Raw genomic sequence first — 26,656 nt, 5'->3', positions numbered from 1 at the left:
AACCCATGCGGTGGAGGTGGTACGAACTCTTGGGCGCCCGGAAATGGCCGTGCTTGAGCGCTTGCTTTAAAACCACAACAGCTAACGCAGACAGAGCCAATGAATTCGCCCACGAGGTGGGCGGCGGTGTGGGCTGCAAGATCCTTTGGTGGATGAGAAGAGCGCCATCCACCCTACACACCGGTCGGCGCCGTGGTGCGGGTTGCACTGTCTGTCGTCTTCGACGGGGGCCGGGCGCTAAGCTGTGGCCCTCTCGAAAATGGGGCGTGATGCCGGGCGGTGAGGGTGGACAGGTTCCAGGAAATGAAGGTGCTGCTGGCGGTGACCGAGGCGGAGAGCTTCGCCGGTGGCGCCAAGCTGATGGGCATGTCGCCACCCGGCGTGACCCGCGCCATCGCGGCGCTGGAGGCGCGCCTGGGCACCTTGCTGCTGGCCCGCAGCACACGCAGCCTGCGCCTGACCGAGGCCGGGCGGCGCTATGTGGAGGATTGCCGGCGCATCCTGCTGGAACTGGAAGAGGCCGAGGAGCTGGCCGCCGGCAGCCATGTGCGCCCGCGCGGGCGGCTGACGGTGACGGCGCCGGTGATGTTCGGCGAGCTGTACCTCATCCCGCTGATCGCCGAGTACCTCGACGCCTACCCGGAAGTGGAGATCAACGCGCTGCTGGTGGACCGCGTGGTGAACATGGTGGAGGAGGGCGTGGATGTGGCGGTGCGCATCGGCCACCTGCGCGAGGGCGAGCACGGGGCGCTGCAGGTGGGGCAGATACGCCCGGTGGTGTGCGCGGCACCCGGCTACCTCGACAAGGTGGGGCGGCCGCGCCGGCCGGAAGAGCTGCAGGACGCGCCCATCGTCATGTCGTCCGCCAGCGGGCTGTTGCGCCACTGGCAGTTCGAGGGGCCCGATGGCCCCTTCGGCTTCACGCCCACGCCGCGCCTGCTGGTCAGCTCCAACCAGGCGGCGATCAACGCCGCGCGCCTGGGCTGGGGCTACACCCGGGTGCTGTCCTACCAGGTGGCGGGCGCCGTGGCTCGGGGTGAGCTGGAAACCGTGCTGGATGCCTTCGAGACCGCGGCGCTGCCGGTGCACATCATCCAGCAGGGCGGGCGCCGGGAGTCGGCCAAGGTGCGCACCTTCATCGACCATTGCGTGACGCGCCTGCGGGCCGACAGCGCCCTGCGCGCGGCCGGGCGATGAGTAAACACCGCGAGATGCAGGTGTTCCTGGCCGTGGCCCAGGCGGGCAGCCTGGCGGCGGCGGCGCGGGCGCTGGAACTGTCCCAGGCTACGGTGATGCGCACCGTCGCCGCGCTGGAGGCGCGCATTGGCTCGGCCCTGCTGGTACGCAGCCCCCGCGGCGTGAGCCCGAGCCCGGCCGGCGAGCGCTTCGCCGAAAGCTGCCGGCGCATCCTCGAACAGCTCGGCGAGGCGGAGCGTTCCGTGGCCGGGTTGCACGCGCAACCCGTGGGGCAACTGACCCTGGCCATGCCGCTGCTCATGGCGCACCAGGTGTTCACCCCTATCGCGCTCGATTACCTCAATGCCTTCCCCGAGCTCTCGCTGAACATCCAGGCGTGCGAGGCCCTGCCCAGGTTGCTGGAGGAGGGCGTGGACGTGGCCCTGGTGGTCGGCCAGTTGCCGGATTCCTCCGGCTTCGCGGTGCCGGTGGGGCGGGTGCGACCGGTGGTGTGCGCGGCCCCGGCCTACCTGGCGCGCCGAGGGCGCCCGCAAAGCCCCGAGGCGTTGCAGGGGCACCGCACCATCGCGACCTCGTCCACCGGCCATGCGGGGGATTGGCGCTTCGCCGGCGGCGCGGTGAAGGTCGTGCCCCGCTTGATCTGCAGCACCCCCCAGGCGGCCATCCGCGCCGCCGTTGCCGGCTTCGGCCTGGTCCACTGCCTGAGTTACGAGGTGCACCAGGAGCTGCAGGATGGCCAGCTGCACAGGCTGCTGGAGCCCTTCGCCGCCGAGCCCGTACCGGTGCAACTCTTCTACCGCGAAGGACGCCGCGCCGCCGCCCGGGTGCGCAGCTTCCTCGACTTCGCCGTGCCACGGCTGCGCGCGCACCCTGCGTTCGAGGGCTGAGCCGGGTTGCACCCGACCTACAAGGGCACGGTGCCGTAGGTTGGCGCCGAGCGCAGCGAGGCCCAACACAGCGATGCATAGTCCCGCTGGTACCCCTCTGTGGGAGCGGCTTCAGCCGCGAAAGGCCCCCAGCCGGCACAGGGCTGCGCATGGGCGGGTATTCCATCGCGAATGAATCTCCCACGATGGTGCTGCTGGGCGAATGAATTGGCTCTGTCTGCGTTAGCTGTTGTGGTTTTAATGCAGACGCTCAAGCACGGCCATTTTCGGTCGCCAAAGGGTTCGTACCACCTCCGCCGCATGGGTTTCGCTTCGCTCTACACCATCCTACGAAAGCCGCCAGCCGCGGCGTACACCCGCAGGTGATGCGCACATCAATGTGGGGATTCGAGCGAAGAACGTTGGAGCAGCCGCCAAACGCCCCTTTCAGGAGGCCGAGCGAATCGTCGTGTAAGGGGGTGAGCGACATGGATGTCGCGAGAGCCGCGATGGGCCAGGGATGGCCCTTCGCGGCGTGCCCCTGGAACGATGATAGAGCGAGGGAAGTCTGGCGAAGCCAGACCCGTATGCAGGGGCAAGCCCTTTTGGTTCCTTTTAAGGCGATTGTTAAAAGGGACTCGCCCGGGTGGGCGAAACCAGAAGCATCACCAGAACTCGGCAATCAGCTGAGCTCAAATCCTCTAGCAACACTTAACGCAGACAAAGCCAATGAATTCGCCCCTACAGAAGGCCGCTGCACGGGTATGACCGCCTCATCCCGTTATTTCAGAAAATGAAAGAGTGGATTGCCTTTGATGGTGATTCTGCTCAGCGGTGCGTGGGCTCAACATGGCTCCATCGTCGTGAACGCCCAGCCGGGCGGTTCACGGTGAACCACCCGAACCCATAAGGAGTCACCGCCATGTCCCGTCCCGCCATCAAGCTGTACCGCCACCCGCTGTCCGGCCACGCCCATCGTGTGGAGCTGATGCTCTCGCTGCTGCAGCTGCCCACCGAGCTGGTCTTCGTCGACCTGGCCAACGGCGCCCACAAGCAGGCCGACTTCCTGGCCATCAACCCCTTCGGCCAGGTGCCGGTGATCGATGACGCCGGCACCCTGGTCAACGACTCCAACGCCATCCTCGTCTACCTGGCCAAGCGCTACGGCGAAGGCCGCTGGCTGGCCGAAGACGCCGTCGGCGCCGCCCAGGTGCAGCGCTGGTTGTCGGTGGCCGCCGGCCAGGTGGCCTATGGCCCGGCCGCAGCGCGCCTGATCACCGTGTTCGGTGCGGCGTTCAACGCCGATGAAGTGATCAACCGTGCCCACGTGCTGCTCACGGTGATGGAAGGCGAGCTGGGCTCGACGGCGTTCCTGACCGGCACCGAGCCCTCCATCGCCGACGTGGCCAACTACAGTTACATCGCCCATGCGCCGGAGGGCAACGTGTCGCTGGAGGCCTACCCGAATGTGCGTGCCTGGTTGGCCCGCATCGAAGCGCTGCCGGGCTTCGTGCCCATGCAACGCACCGCCGCCGGCCTGCAGGCCGCCTGAGCCGACCCGAGGCTGCCGGCCCGCCCGGCAGCCCTTTTCACAAGGAGGGCAAACCATGGAACCGATTCCCAGCCAGCGCCCCTCGCCCTGGCATGCCGGTGAAAAGCAGCTGCAGGAAACGGTCGGCGTGGCCGAGCGGATGGAAGCCCACGGGCAGAAGGTCATCCGCGACTACATGCCCGACCAGCACCGCGCCTTTTTCCATCAGTTGCCCTTCCTGATCGCCGGTGCGGTGGATGGCGAAGGCCGCCCCTGGGCCACCCTGGTCGAAGGCCCGGAAGGCTTCGTCACCTCGCCCGACCCCAAACGCCTGGTGCTCGACCTGGCCGCGCGCCCGCTGGACCCACTGGACCCGGCCACCCCCGGCCTCGGTGCCGGCGCCGCCCTCGGCCTGCTCGGCATCGAACTGCACACGCGGCGGCGCAACCGCCTCAATGGTTCGATCGGCCAGGCTTCGGCGCAGCAACTGGAGGTGCAGGTCGAGCATTCCTTCGGCAACTGCCCGCAGTACATCCAGCTGCGTGAATGGAGCAGTTCCCCCGAGCCCCGTGGCACGGTCCGCCAGGACGCCAGCGAGCTGGACGAGCGCGCCCGCGCGATGATCCTCGCTGCCGACACCTTCTTCGTCGCCAGCTATGTCGACCACGAGGAAGGCGGTCGCGCCGTGGACGTTTCCCACCGTGGCGGGCGCCCCGGTTTCGTGCGGGTGGAAGGCAACCGCCTGACCATCCCGGACTATGCCGGCAACCTGCACTTCAATACCTTGGGCAACCTGATCAGCAACCCGCGCGCCGGCCTGCTGTTCGTCGATTTCGAGCAGGGCAATGTGCTGCAGGTGCAGGGCCGTGCCGAGGTGATTCTCGACAGCCCGCTGATCGCCGCCTTCGAAGGGGCCGAACGCATCTGGACCCTGGATATCGAGCAGGTGGTGTTCCGCCCGGGCGCGATGTCGCTGCGTTGGGCCTTCGACGAATACGCCCCCACCAGCCTGATGACCGGCACCTGGGCCGAAGCGGAAGAGCGCCTGCGTGAAGGCGAGCGGCGTCGCCAGTGGCAGCAGTGGCGGGTGCTCAGCCAGCAGCAGGAGAGCGCCGATATCCGCTCCCTGGTCCTGGCCCCGGAAGACGAGGGCGAGGTGAATTTCACCCCCGGCCAGCACATTCCCCTGCGCCTGCTCACCGCTGATGGTGAGGCCCTGGTGCGCACCTACAGCGTCTCCAGCGCGCCGAGCGACGGTTACCTGCGCATCAGCGTCAAGGCGCAGGGCAAGGGCTCGCGGCACCTGCACGAACAGGTGCAGGTCGGTGATGTGCTGGAGGCGCGCCCGCCCCTGGGCAGCTTCACCCTGAAGACCGACAGCCAGCGCCCGGTGGTGCTGATCGGTGCGGGGGTGGGCATCACCCCGATGGTTTCCATGGCCCGTGAGCTGGTGGCGCTCAACGAGCGGCAGGCGCAGGGTCGACGCATCCACCTGTTCCAGGGCGCCCGGACGCTGCACGACCTGCCGTTCCAGGCCGAGTTGCAGGCCCTGGTGCAGCGCGGCAATGGCTTGCTGAAGCTGACCCGCGCCCTGAGTGCCCCCGAGGCCGAAGCACAGCCGGGGCGCGATTTCGAGCTGAGCGGCCGGCTGGGCCTGGCGCAGATCCAGGCCGCCCTGTCCTTCGATGACTACGACTTCTACCTGTGTGGCCCGGGTGGGTTCATCCAGGCCCTCTACGACGGTTTGCGCGGGCTGAATGTCGCCGACGGCCGCATCCATGCCGAAGCCTTTGGCCCCTCGGCTCTGCAGCGGCACAGCGAGGCCCAGGCCGCGGTGCCGTCCCAGCCGCCGGCAGCGACCACGGCGGTGCCGGTGTACTTCACTGCCTCGGCCAAGGAAGCGCGCTGGACGCCCGAGAGCGGCAGCCTGCTGGAGCTGGCCGAGAGCCGTGGCCTGACCCCCGAGTTCAGTTGCCGGGGCGGTTCCTGCGGTACCTGCAAGACGCGCCGGGTCAGTGGCCAGGTGCATTACCCCAACCCGCCGGCGGAGTTGCCGGAGGCGGACATGGTGCTGATCTGCTGCGCCGTACCGGCCGAGGGCGAGGATGGCCCGCAGCCCCTTGTGCTCGATCTCTGACGAGGTGATGACATGTTCGACAAACCGCAAGCCAATGCCCGCCCCGTCGCGCTCCTGCAGTGGAACGACGTCCCGGACCTACCCACCCGCGACGCCTCAGGTGTGCAGCGCTGGGCGGAGTCGGAGGCCGGTTACCTGCTGCCGCAGCTGCTGTTCCCCATGGAGTGCGTGGCGCCGGCCCAGCCAGGTTGCTCTGCGCCTTTCATCTGAGCCTGGTCATGGGCCCGCTGAGGGCTCGGCAGGATGTGCGCATGCCGTAGGGTGTGCCGTGTGCACCTCCGCACGGTGCTTCCGGTGAATTCCAGGTGCGCGCAGCACACCCTACAAGTGAGCTCAATCCACCCCGTCCCTGTCGCCAGTCCGCTGCCGGGCGCAGTGGAGCCTGTGCAGGGTGATCTTGCGCACCTCCGCCTTGCTCACTTCGATGTGCTCGCGCAGCAGTTGGCAGGCCGGCTCGGCGTGCCGTTGCAGGATGGCCTCGAGGATGCGCCCGTGCTCGTCGTAGGTGGCGGCGATGCGTGGCTGCTGGGTGAAATCCAGGCGCCGGATGATGCGGATCTTCTCGCTGATCTCGCGGTGCGTGAGGGCCATTTCGCGGTTGCCGGCAGCCGCTACCAGGGCGCAGTGGAAGGCCTCGTCCAGCTCCGATACCGCGCGCCCATCCGTTAGCCGCTGGTGCGCGTCCACCTGCCAGGTGCGGGTCAGCGCGTCCAGGCGCTGCGGCAGCTCGGTGCCCATCTCGCACAGGCGCCTGACCGCCGCCAGCTCCAGCACGATGCGCAGGTCGTAGAGCTCCTCGAAGCGCTCGAAGTCGAAGGGCCGGACCTGCCAGCCGCTGCGGAAGTGCACCTCCAGGTAGCCCTCGCGTTCCAGCCGGTGCAGGGCCTGCCGCACCGGGGTGCGGCTGACCGCCGTGCGCGCGGCGACATCGCCTTCGCTGAAGCGATCACCGGGCAGCAGGCGGAACTCGAAGATGTCGTCCTTCAACACCTGGTAGATGCGCTCGACCAGGTTGTCGGGCCGCTCCTTGGCGGCCCGGGTGGCGGTGGTGGCGAGTTGCATGGCGCCTCCTCAGGCCACGGGGTCGAGCAGCATCAGGGTGTCCCCAGGCAACACGGCCTTACCTGGCTGGCAACGCACGGCGCGTACGGTCCCGCTGACGGGCGCGGTAACGGCCAGCTCCATTTTCATCGCCTCGACGACGATCAGCGGCGTGCCTGCCTCCACCGCCTGGCCCGGCTGCACCAGGACCTTCCAGACGCTGCCGCACATATCGGCGCTGACCACGTGAGCGCTGCCGCCTTCGTCGGCTTCCTGCAGGTGCTGCACTGGTGCCAGCACCTGCTCGTCGTCTTCTTGCCAGCGCGCCACCTCCGCATCGAACGCAGCCTTCTGGTGCGCCTGGAAGGCGGCGATGTCGGCTGCATTGTCCTGCAGGAAGTGCTGGTACTCGGCGAAGTCGAATACGCCCTGTTCGATGCGTATCTCGGCGCGCCCTTCGCGGAAGGCTTCGCGGAAGTGCTCCAACTCCGCTTCGCTGACCGGGTAGAACCTGACCTGGTCGAAGAAGTGCAGCAGCCAGGGCTGGCCGTCCTTGAACTGGGCGTTCTTCGAGAAGCGGTTCCAGATCGGCAAGGTCCGCCCCACCAGTTGGTAGCCGCCGGGGGAGTCCATGCCGTAGATGCACATGTACATGCCGCCGATGCCCACGGTGCCTTCGGCCGTGAACGTCCGCGCCGGGTTGTACTTCGAGCTGAGCAGCCGGTGGCGCGGGTCCAGTGGAACGGCACAGGGTGCGTCGAGGTAGACATCCCCCAGCCCCAGGATCAGGTAGCTGGCATCGAAGAGGATGTCGCGCACCGCCTCGCGGGTGGCCAGGCCGTTGGCGCGCTGGATGAAGTCGACGTTGTTCGGCAGCCAGGGCGCTTCGCTGCGAACCGTCTCGCTGTAACGCTGGACCGCTCCCAGGGTGGCGCTGTCTTCGAACGCCATGGGCAGGTGAATGATCCGGGTCGGAATCCTGACCCGATCCACATCCGGCAGGGTGGCTTCCAGCTTCAGCAGGTGCTCGAGCAAGGCCGCCTGGTGCAGAACCCGGCTGTTGTAGCGCAGTTGCAGCGAACGCACGCCCGGGGCCAGCTCTTCCAGGCCGGGCAGGGCGGCGGCCTTGAGTGCTTCCATCAGCAGGTGGACGCGCAGCCGCAGGGCGAGGTCGAGCACGTTGTCGCCGTACTCCAGCAACAGGTAGGCATCACCGGCTTGGCGATAGGTGACGTGGGGCCGGTTGGCACTCGCGGGCAGCTCCGTCAGGACCGCAGCGGAGACCGTGTCGGCCGGAAGCAGGCTGGGCGCGGGCAGGGTGACGGCTGAAATGGCGGCCAGCGACGCGATGCTGCCGAGTTGGGCCTGCTCCAGGCTTTGCGCCTGCTGGAAGCTGATGGGGTGGAAGCGCAGCCTGTCTCCTGGCTTGACCTGGCCGACCTTCCACAGCTCGGCCTTGGCGATGGTGACCGGACAGACGAAGCCGCCCAGGCTCGGGCCATCCTTGGCCAGGATCACCGGGAAATCGCCGGTGAAGTTGATGGCACCGATGGCGTATTCGCAGTCATGGACGTTGGAGGGGTGCAGGCCCGCCTCGCCACCATCCGCGCGTGCCCAGCTCGGTTTGGGGCCGGACAGGCGAACGCCGAGCCGGTTGGAGTTGTAGTGCACCTCCCATTCGGCGGCGAAGAATTCGTCGATGGCCTCCTGGGTGAAAAAGTCCGGTGCGCCGTGGGGGCCGTACAGCACTCCGATGTTCCAGGTCTGGCCGTAGTGCGGGATCAGGCTGTCGTCCAGCGCCTGGGGGCTGCTCACCGGGGCCGGTGTGGTGCAGGCGGCCAATGCCGGCTGGGAAATGGCGAGCATGTCGGCGGGGCGCAGGGTGCGCCCCGCGTGGCCGCCGAACTGTCCGAGGGCGAAGGTGGAACGGCTGCCCAGGTAGACCGGTACATCCAGGCCATTGCGTACTGCCAGGTAGCTGCGGCAACCGGACCGTGCCCGGCCGAGCTTCAGCACCTGGCCGGCCTTGACGCTGATCGGCGCCCAGTACGGCATGGTTTCGCCATCCAGTTCCGCAGGGCAGTCGGCCCCGGTGAGGGCGATCAGGCAGTCGCTGTGGAAGCGCAGGGTCGGCCCCTGCAGGGTGAACTCCAGCCCGGCGGCGCTCTCGTGGTTGCCGACGATGCGGTTGGCGAGGCGGAAGGCGAAATCATCCATGGGGCCGGATGGCGGCACGCCGATATCCCAGTAGCCGAGCCGGCCCGGGTAGTCCTGCACGCTTGAGTAGGTTCCCGGCTCCAGTACCTCGATGACCTGAGGCCGGTAGTCGAAGGTGTCGAGCAGCCGCGTCCATACCGTGCCGTCGTGGAAACGCGGCTCCGCCACCACCTGGCGCAGGTAGTCGAGGTTGGTGGCGATGCCGTGCAGGCGAGTGGCCGCCAGGGCTTGCTGCATGCTGGCGATGGCCTGCTGGCGATCCTCGGCATGGACGATCAGCTTGGCGATCATCGGGTCGTAGAAGGGCGATACCTCGCTGCCGCTGGTGACCCAGCCATCGACCCGCACACCTTCGGGGAAGTGCACGTCGGTCAGCAGGCCCGGGCTGGGCTGGAAGTTCTTCAGCGGGTCTTCGGCGTAGATCCGTACTTCGATGGCCGCGCCGGTGGGCGCGCGCAGCAAGGCCGGCCAGTCGAGGCCGTCGCCAGCGGCGACCCTCAACATGCACTCGATCAGGTCGAGGCCGGTGACCATCTCGGTGACCGGGTGCTCCACCTGCAGGCGGGTGTTCACCTCCAGGAAATAGAAGTCGTCACGGGCGGCGTCGTAGATGAACTCGACGGTGCCGGCGCTGCGATAGTTGACCGACTCCCCGAGCTGGATGGCCGCCGCGTGCAGCCGGTCCCGGGTCGCTTGTGGCAGGTTCGGGGCGGGCGTTTCTTCCACCACCTTCTGGTTGCGCCGTTGCAGCGAGCAGTCACGTTCGCCGAGGGCGGCGACGCGCCCGTAGCCGTCACCGAAGATCTGCACTTCGACATGGCGGGCCTGGTCGACGAAGCGCTCGAGAAAGACGCCCGCATCACTGAAGAACTGCTCACCCATGCGCTTTACGCTTTCATAGGCATTGCGCAGGGCATCGGCGTCCGCGCAGCGGGTGAGGCCGATACCGCCACCGCCGGCGGTGGTCTTGAGCATCACCGGATAGCCGATCTGATCGGCGGCGGCGAGTGCATCCTCCAGGCTTTGCAGCAGGCCGGTGCCCGGTGCCATCGGCACCTGGGCGTCGGCGGCCAGCTCGCGTGCCCGGTGCTTGAGCCCGAACTCCCTGATCTGCTGGCCGGTGGGACCGACGAAGGCGATACCGGCCGCTTCGCAGGCGTCGGCGAACTCCGCGCTTTCGGAGAGAAAACCGTACCCGGGGTAGATCGCCTGGGCGCCGCTTTCCCGTGCTGCGGCGAGGATCTTCTCGATCCGCAGGTAGCTGTCGGCGGGCTTGTCGCCGCCGAGGGCGATGGCGATATCGGCATCGTGCACGTGCTGCGCGTTGCGGTCGGCGTCTGAGTAGACGGCCACACTTCTGACGCCGAGGCGCTTGAGGGTGCGGATGGCGCGTACGGCGATTTCGCCGCGGTTGGCGATCAGGACGGTATCGAACATGGCTCTCTCCTTAAGCGTTTAAGCGGGTTTGCGGCTGGCGATGAAGGCGCGCCAGCCACCGAAGGCGGTGATGTCTTCGGCGCTGTGCAGGGCCCAGGGCTCGCAGATGAAGCCCTTGACCCAGCGACCGTCCTCCAATTGCAGGTTGCCGATGCCCAGGGGCGGCGGAATCTCCGCCACGAACTCGCCGAAGCGGGCGAGGGGGATGTCCCACAGCTCGACGATGATCGATGCGCCCTCGGCGGCCCTGGCCAGCCCCGGCTTGGGCGGCACCGAGCCGGGCAGCGCGTAGAGGCGGTAGGTGGGGGCGGTGAGGGTCTGCTCCACCAGCACCGCATTGCGGCTGACCAGCTGGAAGTTCAGCGGCATGCCGGTGAGGTGCGCGCCGACCACGGCGACCCGCACGCTGCCGGGTGCCTGCACGGGCGCTGCGGCGGGCGGCAAGGGGCGGCCAGTGGCGCCCAGGGGCAGGCCGAGTGAGGCTTGCCAGCGCTTGCCCAGGGAGGCCAGGGCGTGGTCGTGCCAGGCCGGGGCGAGCAGGGTGATGCCGGCAGGCAGGCCGTCGTCGCGCAGGCCGGCGGGCAGCGCCAGGGCGCTGAGGTCGGCGAGGTTGGTGAAGTTGGTGTAGGTGCCGAACTGGCTGTTGAACAGCACGGGCTCGGCGGCCATTTCCTCCAGGGTACGTAGGGTGGGGGAGGTGGGCACCACCAGGGCGTCGAAGCCGGTCAGGGCGAGGTTGATGGCCCGGCTCAGCTCGGCCCGCAGGTACTCGGCGCGGTAGGCGTCGCAGGCGCTGTAGCCGAAGCCCTTCTCGACGATGCCGCGCACCACGGGGTCGACCGCCTCGGCGGCGTTTTCCAGCATGCCGGCCATGGCCACGGTGCGCTCGGCCACCCAGGAACCCTGGTAGAGCTGTTCGGCCAGTTGGCGGAAGGGCGTGAAGTCGATGGGCACCAGCTCGGCGCCGAGCCCGCGCAGGCGCTCCAGGGCTTGCTGGAAGACCGCCTGGTTGCGGCTGTCGCCGTGGAATTCGAGGGTATCGGGGATCGCCAGGCGCGGCCTGGCGCCGATGGCCACCGGGGCGCTGCCGGGGTTGGTGCGGGAGTAGGCGTCGGCGGCGTCGTAGCCCCCGGCGATGTCGACGACGCGCTCGGCGTCCTCCACCGTCAGGGCGAACACCGAGATGCAATCCAGGGTGCGGCAGGCGGGAACCAGGCCCTTGTTGGACAGCCAGCCCCGGCTGGGCTTGAGCCCGACGATGTTGTTGAAGCCCGCCGGCACGCGGCCGGAACCGGCGGTGTCGGTGCCGAGTGAGAAGGGCACCAGGCCGCGCGCCACCACCGAGGCGGAGCCGGAGCTGGAGCCGCCGCTGACGTAGGCGGCGTCGAAGCTGTTGGGCACCGCGCCGAAGGGCGAGCGCGTGCCCACCAGGCCGGTGGCGAACTGGTCGAGGTTGGTCTTGCCGATCAATACCGCGCCGGCGGCCTGCAGGCGCGCGACCACGGTGGCGTCCTCGCTGGCCGGGTAGGCGAACGCGGGGCAGGCGGCGCTGGTGGGCCAGCCGGCGGCGTCGATGTTGTCCTTGATGGCGAAGGGCACGCCATAGAGCGGCAGGCGGGCGAGGTCACCACCGACGGCGGCCAGCTGTTCGGCGAGGGCGGCGAGGCGCTCGCTCAACTGCTCAGGGCTGGCGAGGACGATCCAGGCCGGGTCTTCGTCCTGCAATTGCTGCAGCAGCTCGAAGAGGATGGCGGGGCTGAGGGTGGCGTCGCGGTAGGCGGCCTGCCATTGGCCGAGGGTCCAGCCGAGGCTGTGCGGAGTTGCGGATTGCATGAGGTGCTCCATCTTGTATCCAAGTTGGAGTGCAGGATTGCAACCGCCGGGCCAAGGTCCTGGAGCCCTTGTAGGGCCTGGCGCGGGTGGATTCGGGTAAGCGCTGGATGCAGCCTGGATGCTAACGATTGGTGCAAGCGTGCATGGATGTGGTGCGCAGGGCGCGCCTGCCGTGATGGCGGCAGGCGCGGGCCGGCATCAGACGCGGAAGCGGGTGACCATGCCGCTGAGCTCGATGGCCAGGCGCGACAGTTCCTGGCTGGAGGCACTGGTCTGGTTGGCGCCGGCGGCGGTCTGCAGGGACAGGTCGCGGATGTTGGTGAGGTTGCGGTCCACCTCGCGGGCCACCTGGGCCTGCTGTTCCGAGGCGCTGGCGATGATCAGGTTGCGCTCGTTGATGTGGGTGATCGAGGCGGTGATGCGCTCCAGTGCCATGCCGGCGTTGGCGGCCGACTTGAGCGTCTGCTCGGCCTGCCCGGCACCGGCGAGGAGGGCGTCCACGGTGCCCTGGGTGCCGGTCTGGATGTTGTCGATCATTTCTTCGATCTCCTCGGTGGAGCTTTGCGTGCGCTGCGCCAGGGAGCGCACCTCGTCGGCGACCACGGCGAAGCCACGGCCGGCCTCACCGGCACGCGCGGCCTCGATGGCGGCATTGAGCGCCAGGAGGTTGGTTTGCGCGGCGATGCCACGGATCACGTCGAGCACCGTGCTGATGTCGCGGGTCTGGCTGGCCAGTTCCGAGGCGCGGACGGAGGCCTGGGTGACCTGGCCGGCCAGGGTGCGGATCGAGGTGATGGCGTCGTTGACCTGGATGAAGCCCTGGCGGCCGGCTTCGTCGCTTTCCTTCGAGGCGGCGGCCGTGCTCACGGCGTTGCGCGCCACTTCTTCCACGGCGGCGGTCATCTGGTTGACGGCGGTGGCGGCCTGCTCGATCTCGGCGTTCTGCTGGTGCAGGCCACGGTTGGCGTCTTCGGTCACTGCGTGCAGTTCTTCGGAGGCGGAGGCCAACTGGTCGGACGAGCTGCCGATCTGCTGGATGGTGGCCCGCAGGTTGCCCTGCATGGTGCGCAGGGCGGCCAGCAGCATGGCCGGCTCGTCCTTGCCGATGACCGTGATGTCGCGGGTCAGGTCGCCGCTGGCCACGCGTTCGGCGAAGACCACCGCCTCGCCCAGCGGAGTGACGATGCTGCGGGTCAGCACCAGGGCGACGGTGACGGTGACGCCGAGGATCACTACCAGGGCGACCAGGGCGAAGAAGAAGGCGTCGTCCGATGCTTCGTCGCTGCGCTTGGCCGCTTCGGATGCCCCGGTGGAGTTGAAGCGGATCAGCTCGCCCAGCGCACTCATCATCGCGTTGGCGTAATCCACCAGGGGGCCATTGACCAGGCGGTCGGCCTCGTCGAGGTGGTCGTCATCGATGGCGTCGAGTATCTGCTCCTGCAGCCCTCGGTAGGTTTCGTAGGTGTGGATGAAGCGCTTGAAGAGTTCGCGATCCTGCGCCTGGGCGATGGTGCTTTCATAGGCGGCGAACTGCCCAGGCAGTGCGGCCTGGATGCCTCGGATGGTGGACACGGCGCGGAGCTGCTCGGCCCGCTCGTCGACGATGATGCCGCGCAGCGTCAGTGCTCGCCCATTACCGATGGCGGTGCCTATTTCGCTCAGTGCGATGATCCCGGGCAACCAGGTGCCACGGACCTCGATCGACGCGTTGTCCATCCTGTTGGTTTGGTACAGGTTGCTGCCGCCCATGGCCAGGACCAGCAGGGCCAGCAGTGAAAAGATAAGTCCCGCGCGTTTTCCGATGGCAAGGTTTCTCAACTGAATACTCCTTCAAACGACAGTTGGTGGTGGCTGAAAAGGCTGAAAGCCGGGTGCAGGCGAGCGCCAGCGGGTGGCCGGAATCGGTGATCAGCGATCAGGTGTCGCTGCGTGTGGCAGTGGGGCGCAGCTAGGGAACGGGCAGGGGGCCGGCGGCCGGGGTGGCTCGCGGGGCTTCTTCCAAGGGGCGCAGTGCCTGGGGCCGGGGCTGGCCCGAGCGCTGTTCCGCCAGGCGCAGCCATTCGTTCTCGCTGGCCAGGCTGTTGCTGAACTCGGCGAGGCCAACACGGATGCGCGCCTCCGGCAGCCCGGTGCCGCCGGCGAAACAGTGGGCGAAACCGTCTTCGATGCGGTCGGTGAGGGATTGCGCGCCGAGCCGCCTGGCCTGCAACAGAAGCACCAGGAATTCCCCCCGGCGCTTCATGCACAAGAGGTCGGTGCTGCGTATCCCGGCCTTGATCAGGTGCCCGAGCCGAACGCTCAGTGCGTCCGCCACCAGCGCACCGTGGCGCTCGCGCAGCAAGGGGAATTCATCGATGCGGATATGCGCCACGGTGGCCTGGCCGGAACCGCAGCGGCAGCGCAGGAAGACCCGCGCCAACTGGTACATCCAGCGGTTGTGGGAGGTGAGCATGCGCTCGTCGAAGCCGCTGACGATGGACAGCGCCTTCTGCTGCCTGACCAGCCGCTGCGTCAGGCTGTAGCTCGTCCAGCCGACCACGAAGGGGTAGATCACCAGCATCGGCAGGCAGGCCCAGACCACGGCCGGCGGGGTTTCCAGCGCCACTTCGAAGCCGAGGGCGGCCCCGGCCAGGGCCATCCCCAGCAGGTTGGCGGCCAGGCCGTAGAGCATGAAACGGATGCCCTTGGCGCTGACGCTGTTCATGGCGACCATCGACAGGAGCAGCAAGGATGGCAGCACGCTGAACTGCATCGCAGCGACCCAGCCGCCGGCGAAGACGCAATCGAGCAGAAGATTGCGCAGCTCGGTGCGGTAGGGCACGCGGGCTCGCACTGCCAGCTGGTACGCCAGGCAGGGCCAGATGAAGGCATTGAGCAGCATCAGCACCCAGAGCGGCGAGGGCCCGGGGTAGGTGGTGGTGGCGACGAAAATAAAGCTGAGCGCGCAGCCCAGGGCTCGTGGTTTGTAGACGCGGTTGGCAAAGCCGATACCCGTGCTCCTAGTACGATCAAAAGCCATGAGCCCTCGCGGATTGGCGGTAAAATTACCGCTGTATGCCTTGAATAAACCGGGGTGCGCGGGTGTGGGGTTCCCGAGGGAATTCGCCAGCGGTTCCGGTCGATGGGCAGAGGTGCATTCGTGCGCGCGTCGGAGCCTGGTCCTGTAACGGGCGAGGCACGTGCCATAAGCGGGATGGACCTCACTGTGAGCCCCGGTGAGGGGGTGGAAAATAAAAATACGATCGTATTCTAATTCGAGAAAGCCTGATGAGTAAACGCCCTGTGATCGACAGGAACCTGGTGCTGGATGCCGCCATATCGGTGGTGATGGACCAAGGCATTTCTGCATTGAGCATTGGTGAGGTGGCCAAGGCCGCCGGCATAAGCAAGGGCGGCGTGCAGTCCTGCTTCGGTACCAAGGACGGCCTGGTCGAGGCCATGGTCAACCGTTGGAAGGCCGACTACGAGGCGTCGGTGATGGCCCGGCTGGCACCGGATGCGGGGGTGCTGGAGTTGCTGACCGCGCAGATCCACATCATCGCCATCCCGGACGAAGAGCTGAGCAAGCGGGCGGCGGCGATCCTTATGGCGATGTTCAGCCAGGACAGTCTGCGCGCCCAGGCCAACGACTGGTACCGCTCCCTGCTGCTGGGCGGAGCGTTCGAAAGCGAGCGCGGCAAGCGTGTGCGGCTGGCCTTTCTCGCGGCCACCGGGGCCTTCTTCCTGCGCTCCTTCGGCATCATGGAAATCTCGGAAGCGGAGTGGAAAACCTTCAGCGAGGACATCGCCCGGTTGCTGCCCGCCGACGCCTCCGCGCCCTAGGTGACCGCCCCCTTGCCCCCTCCCAGGGGCTGGCCATTGCTCTTGTGCTGCGCTTGTTGACCTCAAGCTAGGTTGAGGTTTTAGAGTGCCGCTCGGCTCGCCTGTCGCTGCCCGCCCGGGTTCGCTTCAGGCGCTTCCGAACCCACGCACAAGGACCAGGAATGGATACCCAGACCTCACTGATGATTTTCCAGGGCACCTGCTTTCTCGGCTTCAGCCTGTGGCTGAGCGTTGCGCTGATCAACAACCTGCACGCCTTCGCCAGTTCGGTCGGGGCCATCGGCGCGACCATGTCCATGGCGCCCCTGCGACAGCCGCCGGTGATCGACATCCCGCTGCTGCGGCGTGGCTTGGATTCCCCCTTCATGCATCGCCTGGCGCTGCTGGTCATCGTGGTGTTGCAGGCGGCTGCCGTGCTCGCGGCCTGGGCCGGTTGCTACCAACTGCTGCTCGGCACCGGGCTGGAGCCCGCCCGGCCCTGGCTGAACCTGGCCCTGAGCGCTGCCCTGGGCTTTCTGTTCGCCATGCTGCTGGGCGGGCTCTGGTTCGGTTACTGGATACGCCAGGAAGGGCTGCAGCTGACCCACCTGGTGCTGGTCATCTGGGTGTTGCTGGATTTCGTCGTGCTCAACCTGCGTTGGGCCTAGCGGGCAAGGAACGGACAAGGAGCAATGGCATGAAGATGATGATCGTAGGGGCGAGCAGGGGGCTGGGCCGGGCGCTGGTGGAAGGGCTCGGCAAGCCGGGTGACGAGGTGATAGGTGTCTCGCGCAGGCGGCCGGAGCACCTGCCGCTGGCTCCGGGTGTCGAGCTCGGCTGGATCGAGGCGGACCTGGCCCGCCCCGTAGTGGCCGTGGCGCAGATCGAGGCCGGGGCGCCCGCCGCGCTCGATGTGCTGGTGTGCAATGTCGGCATCTGGGAAGAGCACGCCTTCAGCGAGCACTACGACTTCCTCGGCGACAGCGATGAGTCCATCAGCCGGCTGGTGGAGGTGAACATCACCGCCACGCTGTTGCTGCTCAAGCGGCTGGTGCCCCGGTTGCTGGCGTCCGCCAGGCCGCAGCTGATCCTGATTGGCTCCACCTCGGCCCTGCGCCAGAGCGGGCGCCCGGAAGTGGCGTTCGGCGCCTCCAAGTTCGCCCTCAATGGCATGGCCGATGCGTTGCGCGAAGGCTTCCGTGATCAGCGCCTGGCGGTGACCGTGCTGCACCCGGGCTACCTGAATACCGACGACCCGCTGTCCACGCCGCTGGCGGCAGCCGCCGCGCGCGGGGAGGGGCAGTTGGTGCCGGTGCATGACGTGGTGACGATGGTGGATGCGCTGCTGCGGCTCTCCGCCGCTTCGTTCGTGCGCGAGCTGACGCTGCCAGCGATCAGGGATGAGCGCTTCTGAACGGATGTAACCGGGAGCGGAGGGGCCGCCTTCCCTGACGCTTCCGGCTGTCGCTGAGACGCTGTAGCCATCCGTGTGACGTGCGTTAGCCATTGCCTATTCAATGGTGGCAGTATGCCTGCAAATAAAACAGGGACTGGTCACCTCATGAGACAGGCACTGCCGTTACTTTTCGTCGTCGCTGGAACACTGAGTGGTTGCATGCTGGACCCGATAACCTTGGCGATGAGTGCCGCCGATGCGGCCGGCCCCAGCGAGGCCGAATACCAGGCCGAGTTCGAGCGCTCCGTCCGCGAGTCGGTGATCGCCGACTTTCGCACCCAATCCTGCACGCAGCTCACGAATCTATGGCCTGAGGTCAAGGCGCTGCATCAGAAGGACGCTGAAAACGGGCAGATGTTCATCGAAACGCGTGAGCAGGTGATCGCCGAAAAAGGCTGCACAGTGCCAGCGCCCCTGGCAGAAAGCACTGCCCAGGCGAAGCCGGATGCAGGCAAGACTGCCGCCGCACCTGCGGCGGTCGCTGCGGCCCCGTCCACTCCCGTCTCTCCGGCGCCTGCTCCTGCCGTAACGCCCGCCAGCAGCGGGGCGTTGAGCACGTCGATTGCAGAGTACATCGCCATGGAAACGCCGGAGCGCTACCGCAACCGCTCCTGCGATTACCTGCATGCGCGGTTGATCGAAACCTCGCCGGGGTTCGCCAGCGAAGACCACGAAATCAGGCAATGGGTGCAGAAGGCACAAACTGTCGTAAACCAGACCCTGGCGGAAAAGCGTTGCGCACCGGCTTCCTGGGTGGGGGGCCGCATCGGGGCGAGGATATCCACCATCGACCCCGTCAAGGCGCCACGCCTGAGGCTTCCAAGCACCGGGGTCTGGGTTGAGGGAACCCTGCCCGGCAGCCCATCGGCAGCGGCCGGGCTGCTCCGTGGTGACACCCTGGTGGCGGTCAACGGCACGCCCGTCGCAGACGCTTCGGAGTTCTTCGTCATCGTCCTCAAGCAGCCCATCGGCTCGACCATTCAGGTGAAGTTCTGGCGCGTGAACGCCTTCCAGGAAGTCCCGGTCGTGATCGGTGCGCCGCAGTAGCGAGACAGGCCTGGCCTCTGGCTCGCGTGCCGTTGCTGTGGATCAGTCGTTCAGCATCGACTGCAGCGGGGCGGGGGCGTAGAGCGCGCTCTGGAAGCTCGGCACGTACTCGTATTTCATCATCGTGCCCAGGTCCAGGGCCTTGATGTAGGTCGACAGGCTGCCGTCGCCGAGCACCAGCTTCACTGTGCTCTCGTCGCTGCTGGAGGCGTGGCTCAACTGGCGGGAAACCGCGTAGCCGTAGGCCAGTTCGCCGTCGTGCCCGGTGTTGGTGAAGCTGTTGGTGACCAGTTCGGCCTCGCTGGAGAGGTCGCCCAGCTTGTCCGTTTCCAGGGTGACGTCGACCTTGCCCGTCTGGCTGTCGATGATCTCGTAGACCACCGTCTTGTCGTTGTCCTTGAGGTGGATACCGGTCAGCCACTTGGGCAGGTTGTAGCCCACCACGCCGCGCACCCTGGCGAGCTCGGTGTCCACCGGCAGCTTGAGCACGTAGCCCCAGAAGTCCTTCGACATCGACTGGCCGACCAGGGAGACCGGGCCCAGGTTGGCGTTGCCGGGCCGGTTGGTGACGATGGACAGCGAGACCTCGTTGTAGCTGTCGTTGTCGCAGTATTCATAGGTGTAGGCGGTCAGCGCCACCAGGCCGCGGCCGGGCCACACCTGCAGCGGCTGCACCTGCTCCAGCACCTTGGCAGGCATCAGCGACTTGAGCGTGGCCAGGTCGGCGGTGAACACCGCCGTCACCTTGCTGTTCTTGTAATAGAAGTTCGGCGAGTAGGACTCGAAGCCGATGTCGACCCTGGTTTTCTGCAGGGTCTTGAACCAGCTCAGGTCCACATCCGGCGCCTCGGAGGCGATGACGGAAAGCGGCGGGTTGGAGTGGAAGCGGTCATACAGGCCGCCCGCCAGCAGCGGCACCGTGTGGCCGGCGATCACGGTGCTGGCGGTCCCGACCGGATGCGTGGCCGGCACCTCGCTTGCCCATGAGGTCATCGCGATGGTGCTGAGGAAAATACCTGCCGCTGCTGCAACCCTGGTGGATCTCATGTCTGTCTGTTCTCCGCGTCGTGATGGGGTCCATGCCCCTGGAACCCCGGCGTATCTGCCCCCGGAAATAAGCCCGGGAGATGGGGTGCGGAAACCCTAACGTTCAACTCAACTTTAAGGTCAAGCGTCGTTTTCAGGCCGTTTGGCGTTCCCGTCGCGGTATCGATTGGCTGAATCCCTGGTAATAACCGGGAGGCGTATCGGGTTGCCCAGGACGGGCCCGGCAGGACGTGTTCGTGCCCAGTGCATCGCCGCGAGCGGACCTATTTGCGAAGCCTTGCCGCCGGCCAATCACGGACCAACACGCGGGGTGGGCATCTACGACTAGCCGCCTGTAGGTCGGGTGCAACCCGACAGATTCGGCGCTGGGGATTCGCGGGTTTCACCCGCCCTACGACGTGCCGCAACAGCCAGCACGGAGAGGGTCCATGTGTAGGGTGGACCACGCTTTATCGGTCCACCTTTCGGGCTCGCCGGACGCTCCGCTGGTGGATGAGAAGAGCGTCATCCACCCTACGCAAGGTCAATTCCGTGCAGCTGCACAGCATGGGTTTCGCAGAGCTCTACCCATCCTACGGGCCGTATTTGTGGGTGGGGCGGGCGGCGTTCCACGAGCGGAGCGAATCCCATCATTTCGCAGCCACGGCGATTATCCGGGCGTAGATACCGTCTTGATCCCTAGTGAGCAAGGGCCAGTTTTACGTCGTACGGCTGGCCCGATTTCAAGACGCCATAAGCGATGTTCAGCAGCTTACGCATCGCTGCGCAGATGATCTGCATGCCGGTCTTGCCCTTGGCTCTGAGGCGTTCTCTCATCGCTTTGATCGCCCCGTTGTGCTGCAGGGCGCAAACGGCAGGCATGTACAGCCCAGCACGCAGCCGCGATGAGCCCATCTTGGAAATGCGGGTCTGCCCCCGGTACTTACCAGACTCCTGCAAACGCGGGTTGAGCCCGGCAAAGGCGGTAATCGCGCGGCTGCTGGTGAAGCGATGAGGGTCGCCCAGCTCCGCCAGGATCAGGGCGGCTGTCTTGTCCGCGATGCCATCAATGCTGGTCAACAGATCACGTCTGCCGCGCAGATCCGGGTCATTGTCGATGTGGTTGTTGATGGCCTTGAGGGTTTCCTCGATCTGTTGCTCGATGTGCCGCAACACTGAGCGGATCGACTCCTGCACGCTGGTATCGGCCACCTCCAGGCGATTGCTCTCCATCTGCTGGATTTCCTGCAGATCCGCCAGGCGCCGCATCAGTGCTTTCAGGCGCCGTATGGCGCGAGGTTCAGGCTGCCAGGGCCGTAGCTCGTCCTGGTGGCGCTCGCCGTACTCGGCGATCAGCTTGGCGTCGACCTTGTCAGTTTTCACGCGCTGCAGCTGACTGCGGGCGTAGTGGGCGATCTGCGCAGGGTTGAGGACGCAGACCCGATAGTTCTGTTCCAGCAGCCATTCGGCCAGGGCTTCATGGTGGATGCCGGTGGCTTCCATCACGACCCAGGCACCCGCCTCGCTGTGCTTGTTCAGCCACTCCTGCAGCGTGCGAAAGCCCGCCTCGCTGTTGGCCAACTTGGCCTTGGTGCGGTACTTGCCGTTCGCCTGCAGGGTGGCGATATCGAACGTGTGCTTGGCAATGTCGATACCAATGACACAGGGCATGTGAGCTCCTCCTGATCTTTTCAGACACGATCATCACTGCACCCGGCCCAACCTTGTGAATGCGAGCTCTGGGCTCAAGATACCGTTCGGGCTGTTCGAGTGAGTGTGGAGGGGCGGAGCACTATCTACGTCGCAGGCTCAGGGCCTAAGGGTGGACACGACTTCCAGCCCCTCCCCCGATGATCAGTCGGGAACTATTACCCCTGATGGGGTAGTTAGTCGAGATACAAGGGTGGACCACGTGCTCAGCCGGGGGACATAGGTGACAGGTGTCGGGAGACATAGGTAACGCATTTAGGCTTACGGAATCCTTCGAAGAGGAGTTCGAGCGATGCCGTGGCAGGAGTGCACCACCATGTCGATACGACGTGAATTCGTATTGTTGGCCCAACACCCGCAGAGCAACATCCGGGAGCTCTGTCGACGCTACGGCATCAGCCCCAAGACGGCTTACAAATGGCTGGAGCGATATCAAGAACTGGGTGATTCCGCTCTGCAGGACCAATCCCGTCGTCCGCTGACGAGTCCTGGACGCAGCAGCGCCGAGCTGGAGCGAGAGGTGGTGCGCCTGCATCACCAATTCCCTTATTGGGGCGCTCGCAAGCTGCTCCATCTGTTGCCAAAGGCCATGGATCGCCCTCATCACAGCACCCTCGATGCGATTCTTCGGCGCCATGGCTGCCAGGTGCGCTATCACGCCGAAGACGCCCAGGCACCGGCCACCCAACGCTTCGAGCACAAGCAACCCAACGAGCTCTGGCAGATCGACTTCAAGGGCAACTTCCATCTTTCGGACCGTAACTCGCCACGTTGTCACCCGCTGACGGTGCTCGATGACCATTCACGCTTTGCGCTCTGCCTGCAGGGCTGTGAAGGGGAGCGCCTGGAACTGGTTCGCCCCAAGCTGGCCGCGGTTTTCCGTCGCTATGGGCTGCCATGCCGGATAACGGCCGATAACGGCCGACAACGGCCCGCCCTGGGGCTCAAACATCGAGGGCGGCCTATCTACGATGGAGGTCTGGCTGATGCGCCTAGGCATCGACGTCAGTCATAGCCGCCCTTACCACCCACAGACCCAAGGCAAGCTTGAGCGTTTCCATCAAACCCTCAAGCGTGAGCTGCTGCATCGCAGCTTCAGTGACATGGAGCACTGCCAGCGCGTGATGGACCAATGGCGAGACCAGTACAACCGAGGCACTGGGCCAGTTACCACCGATATCGTGCTATCAGCCAAGCCTAAGGGCGTACCCGGAGCAATTGCCGGAAATCGAGTACGAGCCGGAGGACAAGGTGCTCAAGGTAGGGGGAACCGGACAGGTGCAATTCAAAGGGAAAAGCCGGTTCGTCGGTGGTGGGTTATTGGGCGAGCGAATCGCAATACGCCCCACCGGTGTGGATGGTGTCTACGATGTGATTTTCATCCATAAGACAATCCGCCAGTTCGACCTGAGAGAGAAGAAGTAACGACCAGCAACCCGTTACCCCTGTCCCCCGACAAGCGTTACCCATGTATCCCGGCTGAACACCACGCTCCACCGGTCCACCAAGCGAGGCCAGGCGTGGCACCCAAGCCCGGCCCCAGCCCCCGATCGTAGGAGCGAATTCATTCGCGAAAAGCAGGCCGGCACCCGGGCATCGGTCCGGGGTCAAGATCAGCGCCGCCCCCGCCCGTCCCCCTTGGCGCAGCCCGCCCGCGAATGCGATTCTGTCGCCCGTCCTGCAGCAGTCATCGGGGGAGAGGCAATGGACGCGGCACGCATCGAAGGTTTCCTGCTGGATCTGGACGGCACCCTGGTGGATACCGAGAGCATCAACCTGGCGAGCACCGTGGCCGCCATCGAGGCCCTGGGCCTGGTGGGTGCCGCCGAGCTGTGCGAGGCGCTGGTGGGCATCGACTGGCCGGCCTACCGCCAGCGCCTGTTCGACCACTACGGAGCTGACTTCCCGCTCAAGGACTTCGGCGCCGCCTACTTCGCCCACAAGGCGAAGATCATGGAGAACGGTCTGCCGCTCAAGGCCGGCGTGGTGCCGCTGCTGGAGGCCATGCGCGCCAGCGGCCGGCCCATGGCCATCGCCACCTCCTCCGGCCGCGAGACCGCCGAGGAGCACCTGGAGCTGGGTGGCATCGCCCACTACTTCGATGCCGTCGCCACCCGTGACGACGTGCCCCTGGGCAAGCCCGACCCGGCCCTGTACCTGCTCGCCGCCCGGCATATCGAGCGCCGCCCCGGCCATTGCCTGGCCATCGAGGACTCCATCCCCGGCGTCGCCGCTGCCCACGCCGCCGGCGTGCCGACGCTGATGGTGCCGGACCTGCGCCAGCCGCCCGAAGCGACCCGCGCCCTGTGCCTGGACGTGCTGCCGAGCCTGGTGCAGGTGCTGGAATTGCTCAGGCGCCAGGGCGTGGTCTGAGATCACCTGAACAAAGCCCGCGCTACGCCGCTCTCAACAAGGGAAGTGCCGCCGGCCGGTTCCCGGTGGCCACCCACCCGGGAGCGAGCGATGCCTACCCACGACAGCGACCAGGTCACCTGGCTGGTCGAACATTCCATGCTCGAAACCGCGCGCCAGCGTGCGCGCCTCTACGCCGGCCAGCCGCGCCTGTGGCAGCACCCCTATGCGCAGACGCGCCCGCGCAGCGTCACAGCCGTGGCCTCGGTCTGGGTGACCGTCTACCCCGCCTCGATCATCACCGCCGAGGGCGGCTCGGTGCTCCAGGCGCTGGGGGACGAACGCCTTTGGGCGGCCTTCTCCGACCTGGGCATCCAGGGCATCCACACCGGGCCGCTGAAGCGCTCCGGCGGGCTGCGCGGGCGTGACTACACCCCCACCGTGGACGGCAACTTCGACCGCATCGGCCTGGATATCGACCCCAGCTTCGGCACCGACGAGCAGCAGGTGCACCTCAGCCGCGTGGCTGCCGCCCATAACGCGGTGACCATCGACGACACCATCCCCGCCCACACCGGCAAGGGCGCCGACTTCCGCCTGGCGGAGATGGCCTACGGCGACTACCCCGGCATCTACCACATGGTGGAGATCCAGGAAGCCGACTGGCCGTTGCTGCCGGAGGTGCCCGAGGGGCGCGACGCGGTGAACCTGTCGCCGGAGACGGTGGACGCCCTGCGCGACCGCAACTACCTGGTGGGCCAGTTGCAGCGGGTGATCTTCTTCGAGCCCGGGGTCAAGGAGACCGACTGGAGCGCCACGCTGCCGGTGAAGGGCGTGGACGGCAAGCGGCGGCGCTGGGTGTACCTGCACTACTTCAAGGAGGGCCAGCCGTCGCTGAACTGGCTGGACCCGACCTTCGCCGCGCAGCAGCTGATCATCGGCGACGCCCTGCACTCCATCGACGTGCTCGGCGCCCGTGTGCTGCGCCTGGACGCCAACGGCTTCCTCGGCGTCGAGCGGCGCGCCCAGGGCAACGCCTGGTCGGAGAGCCACCCGCTGTCGGTCACCGGCAACCAGTTGCTCGGCGGCATGATCCGCAAGGCCGGCGGCTTCAGCTTCCAGGAGCTGAACCTGACCCTGGACGACATCGCCGCCATGTCCCAGGGCGGCGCCGACCTCTCCTACGACTTCATCACCCGGCCGGCCTACCAGCACGCGCTGCTCACCGGCGATACCGAGTTCCTGCGCCTGATGCTCAACCAGATGCACGCCTTCGGCATCGACCCGGCCTCGCTGATCCACGCCCTGCAGAACCACGACGAGCTGACCCTGGAGCTGGTGCACTTCTGGACCCTGCACGCCAACGACACCTATGTGTTCAAGGGCCAGAGCCTGCCGGGGTCCATCCTCCGCGAGCATATCCGCAGCGAGATGTACGAGCGCCTGGCCGGCAAGGACGCGCCCTATAACCTCAAGTTCGTCACCAACGGCGTGGCCTGCACCACGGTGAGCATCATCACCGCCGCCCTGGGTATCACCGACCTCGACGCCATCGGCCCGGCGGACATCGCGCGCATCCGCCAGGTGCACCTGTTGCTGCTGATGTTCAACGCCATGCAGCCGGGCATCGTCGCCCTCTCCGGCTGGGACCTGGTGGGCGCCCTGCCCCTGGCGCCCGAACAGGTGGAGGCATTGCTGGCCGACGGCGACACACGCTGGATCCATCGTGGCGCCTACGACCTGGCCGACCTCGACCCCAGCGCCGAACGCTCCAGCGAAGGCCTGCCCAAGGCCCGCAGCCTCTACGGCAGCCTGGTGGAGCAGCTGCAGGACCCGGACTCCTTCGCCGCCCAGGCGCGGCGCATGCTGGCGGTGCGCCGCGCCTACGGGGTGGCGTCGAGCCGGCAGATCCTCATCCCCGAGACGCAGCACCCGGCGCTACTGGTGATGGTCCACGAGCTGCCGGCCGGTCGCGGCATCCAGGTCACCGCGCTGAACTTCGGCGCCGAGCCGCTGAGCGAGGTCATCGTCCTGCCCAACGTCCCGCCGGGCCCGGTGGTGGACATGATCAACGAGCGCCTGGAAGGCGACCTCACCGAACAGGGCGAGCTACGCCTGGAGCTGGATGGCTACGAAGGCCTGGCCCTGCGCGTGGTGACTCATGCGCCGTTGGGCATGTAGGGCGGGGCACGGCGCCTGCTCGGGCGTACGACGTAGGAGCCAGCGCTGCTCGCGAAGCGCTCATCCACCACCGCTCCCGGGCTGAAGCCCGGGCTACGGGCGACCTGTTAATCGCTGTGCGCGGGATCGTCGGGTTGCACCCGACCTACGCCACCAATGCTCTCCCGAGGCTCTGACGTAGGAGCGAGCTCTGCTCGCGAAGCCCTCACCCACCACCATTCCCGGGCTGAAGCCCGGGCTACGGGGGGCCAGCGACTCATCACGTAGGGCGGGTGAAACCCGCGACAGGGGGCTCGATCGTAGGGCGGGTATCGCTTGCCGGGCGCGCGGGCGCGTTTTTTTCGCCGCCATCCATGGCCGCGCACCCGGCGCTGGCATACCCTAGCGGCATTCCGGCCTCGCGCCTTCCCCTGTTGGAGATCCCCCATGTACCAGGACACCGTCACCCTGACCGTCAGCGCCGAACACCATGGCCGCGAGAACGAGGCGGTGGACAACGCCGCCGTGGATGTCGGCCTGGAGACCGTCACTTCCGGCGTGATGAAGGTGCACTTCAACGGCCAACTGGCCGCCCCGGACGAGCCCACCCATGTGTGCATCACCCTGAACAACGGCCTGTCCTACTACGGCCCGATCACCGGTGGCGACGCCAATGCCGAAGGCGGCTGGCTGAGCTTCGAATGCGACATGCTCGACCCCGAACTGCTGAAGTGACCACCCCGGCGCGCTGCTCCAAAAAAGGGACGAGCGCGCCGACCCGCCCCGTTATGGTTCAGCCAGGCGCCACCGCAGCGGGCTGAATCCACGCCATCGCCAGCGCCCCT

19 protein-coding genes and 2 pseudogenes are annotated in these 26,656 nt (G+C 66.9%); 13 read left to right on the top strand and 8 right to left on the bottom strand.

The genetic code is table 11. The features are described from left to right. The first annotated feature begins 285 nt into the window (after positions 1 to 285). The 5 genes from ACXI0U_RS11835 (at position 286) to ACXI0U_RS11815 (ending at position 5,941) form a co-directional block, all read left to right on the top strand. Positions 286 to 1,197, top strand: coding sequence for a LysR family transcriptional regulator (locus tag ACXI0U_RS11835; protein WP_431484730.1), 912 nt, complete (start codon positions 286 to 288; stop codon positions 1,195 to 1,197). Then, positions 1,194 to 2,084 carry a LysR family transcriptional regulator gene (locus ACXI0U_RS11830; RefSeq protein WP_431484729.1) on the top strand — a complete coding sequence of 297 codons (891 nt, stop codon included), beginning with the start codon at positions 1,194 to 1,196 and terminating at the stop codon, positions 2,082 to 2,084. The genes ACXI0U_RS11835 and ACXI0U_RS11830 overlap by 4 nt, the downstream gene beginning before the upstream one ends. A 901-nt stretch (positions 2,085 to 2,985) precedes the next feature. Further along, the gene (locus ACXI0U_RS11825; RefSeq protein WP_021220081.1) at positions 2,986 to 3,615 is read left to right on the top strand and encodes a glutathione S-transferase family protein; all 630 of its coding nucleotides are present in this window, start codon (positions 2,986 to 2,988) and stop codon (positions 3,613 to 3,615) included. Positions 3,616 to 3,670: 55 nt separating this feature from the next. After that, positions 3,671 to 5,731, top strand: a complete 2,061-nt coding sequence (locus tag ACXI0U_RS11820; RefSeq protein WP_431484728.1) for a pyridoxamine 5'-phosphate oxidase family protein — start codon at positions 3,671 to 3,673, stop codon at positions 5,729 to 5,731. A gap of 12 nt (positions 5,732 to 5,743) precedes the next feature. After that, positions 5,744 to 5,941 carry a hypothetical protein gene (locus ACXI0U_RS11815; protein WP_431484727.1) on the top strand — a complete coding sequence of 66 codons (198 nt, stop codon included), beginning with the start codon at positions 5,744 to 5,746 and terminating at the stop codon, positions 5,939 to 5,941. A 123-nt stretch (positions 5,942 to 6,064) separates the two neighbouring features. Here ACXI0U_RS11815 and ACXI0U_RS11810 read toward each other — a convergent pair whose 3' ends face one another. The 6 genes and pseudogenes from ACXI0U_RS11810 to ACXI0U_RS11785 all read right to left on the bottom strand — a co-directional run bounded on the left by ACXI0U_RS11810 (position 6,065) and on the right by ACXI0U_RS11785 (position 15,278). Continuing rightward, positions 6,065 to 6,793, bottom strand: coding sequence for a GntR family transcriptional regulator (locus ACXI0U_RS11810; RefSeq protein ID WP_479550292.1), 729 nt, complete (start codon positions 6,791 to 6,793; stop codon positions 6,065 to 6,067). Between the two features lie 9 nt (positions 6,794 to 6,802). Beyond that, positions 6,803 to 10,426 (bottom strand): urea carboxylase, encoded by a 3,624-nt coding sequence (uca, locus tag ACXI0U_RS11805; RefSeq protein WP_374980630.1) that lies wholly within the window; start codon positions 10,424 to 10,426, stop codon positions 6,803 to 6,805. Positions 10,427 to 10,444: 18 nt separating this feature from the next. Then, positions 10,445 to 12,259: an allophanate hydrolase gene (atzF, locus tag ACXI0U_RS11800; RefSeq protein WP_374980631.1), complete on the bottom strand. Its 1,815-nt coding sequence runs from the start codon at positions 12,257 to 12,259 to the stop codon at positions 10,445 to 10,447. Positions 12,260 to 12,457: 198 nt separating this feature from the next. Beyond that, the gene (locus ACXI0U_RS11795; protein ID WP_371877165.1) at positions 12,458 to 13,321 is read right to left on the bottom strand and encodes a methyl-accepting chemotaxis protein; all 864 of its coding nucleotides are present in this window, start codon (positions 13,319 to 13,321) and stop codon (positions 12,458 to 12,460) included. Further along, positions 13,313 to 14,077: pseudogene (locus tag ACXI0U_RS11790) on the bottom strand (MCP four helix bundle domain-containing protein); the annotation flags it as partial. The gene ACXI0U_RS11795 and the pseudogene ACXI0U_RS11790, both read right to left, overlap by 9 nt. A 130-nt stretch (positions 14,078 to 14,207) precedes the next feature. Continuing rightward, positions 14,208 to 15,278, bottom strand: a complete 1,071-nt coding sequence (locus ACXI0U_RS11785) for an MASE2 domain-containing protein (protein ID WP_431484723.1) — start codon at positions 15,276 to 15,278, stop codon at positions 14,208 to 14,210. Positions 15,279 to 15,526: 248 nt separating this feature from the next. On the opposite strand from ACXI0U_RS11785, the gene ACXI0U_RS11780 reads away from it, so the two are divergent. The 4 genes from ACXI0U_RS11780 to ACXI0U_RS11765 all read left to right on the top strand — a co-directional run bounded on the left by ACXI0U_RS11780 (position 15,527) and on the right by ACXI0U_RS11765 (position 18,563). Beyond that, entirely contained in the window at positions 15,527 to 16,081 is a 555-nt protein-coding gene (locus ACXI0U_RS11780; RefSeq protein ID WP_431484722.1) for a TetR/AcrR family transcriptional regulator, read from the top strand. A 161-nt stretch (positions 16,082 to 16,242) separates the two neighbouring features. Next, the gene (locus tag ACXI0U_RS11775) at positions 16,243 to 16,728 is read left to right on the top strand and encodes a DUF2165 family protein (protein ID WP_350448421.1); all 486 of its coding nucleotides are present in this window, start codon (positions 16,243 to 16,245) and stop codon (positions 16,726 to 16,728) included. 29 nt (positions 16,729 to 16,757) lie between these two features. Beyond that, entirely contained in the window at positions 16,758 to 17,474 is a 717-nt protein-coding gene (locus ACXI0U_RS11770) for an SDR family NAD(P)-dependent oxidoreductase (protein WP_431484721.1), read from the top strand. Positions 17,475 to 17,675: 201 nt separating this feature from the next. Next, a complete protein-coding gene (locus ACXI0U_RS11765) occupies positions 17,676 to 18,563 on the top strand; it encodes a S1C family serine protease (RefSeq protein WP_431484720.1) in 888 nt (295 codons plus the stop codon). Between the two features lie 42 nt (positions 18,564 to 18,605). On the opposite strand, the gene ACXI0U_RS11760 is transcribed toward ACXI0U_RS11765, so the two are convergent. Both ACXI0U_RS11760 and ACXI0U_RS11755 read right to left on the bottom strand, forming a co-directional pair. Continuing rightward, entirely contained in the window at positions 18,606 to 19,556 is a 951-nt protein-coding gene (locus ACXI0U_RS11760; protein WP_431484719.1) for an acetoacetate decarboxylase (ADC), read from the bottom strand. A 732-nt stretch (positions 19,557 to 20,288) separates the two neighbouring features. Next, entirely contained in the window at positions 20,289 to 21,260 is a 972-nt protein-coding gene (locus ACXI0U_RS11755; protein ID WP_479550291.1) for an IS110 family RNA-guided transposase, read from the bottom strand. 331 nt (positions 21,261 to 21,591) lie between these two features. Between ACXI0U_RS11755 and ACXI0U_RS11750 the strand changes: the two are divergent. The 4 genes and pseudogenes from ACXI0U_RS11750 (at position 21,592) to ACXI0U_RS11735 (ending at position 26,546) form a co-directional block, all read left to right on the top strand. Continuing rightward, positions 21,592 to 22,724: pseudogene (locus tag ACXI0U_RS11750) on the top strand (IS481 family transposase). Between the two features lie 279 nt (positions 22,725 to 23,003). Further along, complete coding sequence (locus ACXI0U_RS11745; protein ID WP_350446418.1) at positions 23,004 to 23,672, top strand: HAD family hydrolase; 669 nt, start codon at positions 23,004 to 23,006, stop codon at positions 23,670 to 23,672. Positions 23,673 to 23,762: 90 nt separating this feature from the next. Continuing rightward, on the top strand, positions 23,763 to 25,832 hold the full coding sequence (treS, locus tag ACXI0U_RS11740; protein ID WP_431484718.1) for a maltose alpha-D-glucosyltransferase: 2,070 nt from the start codon (positions 23,763 to 23,765) through the stop codon (positions 25,830 to 25,832). Between the two features lie 426 nt (positions 25,833 to 26,258). Further along, complete coding sequence (locus ACXI0U_RS11735; protein WP_021222891.1) at positions 26,259 to 26,546, top strand: hypothetical protein; 288 nt, start codon at positions 26,259 to 26,261, stop codon at positions 26,544 to 26,546. The last annotated feature ends 110 nt before the right edge of the window (positions 26,547 to 26,656 follow it).

Source organism: Pseudomonas sp. C9D1, from assembly GCF_056491235.1.
The sequence above is the reverse complement of the archived record's forward strand: the minus strand, read 5'-3'. Positions and strand labels throughout refer to the sequence as shown.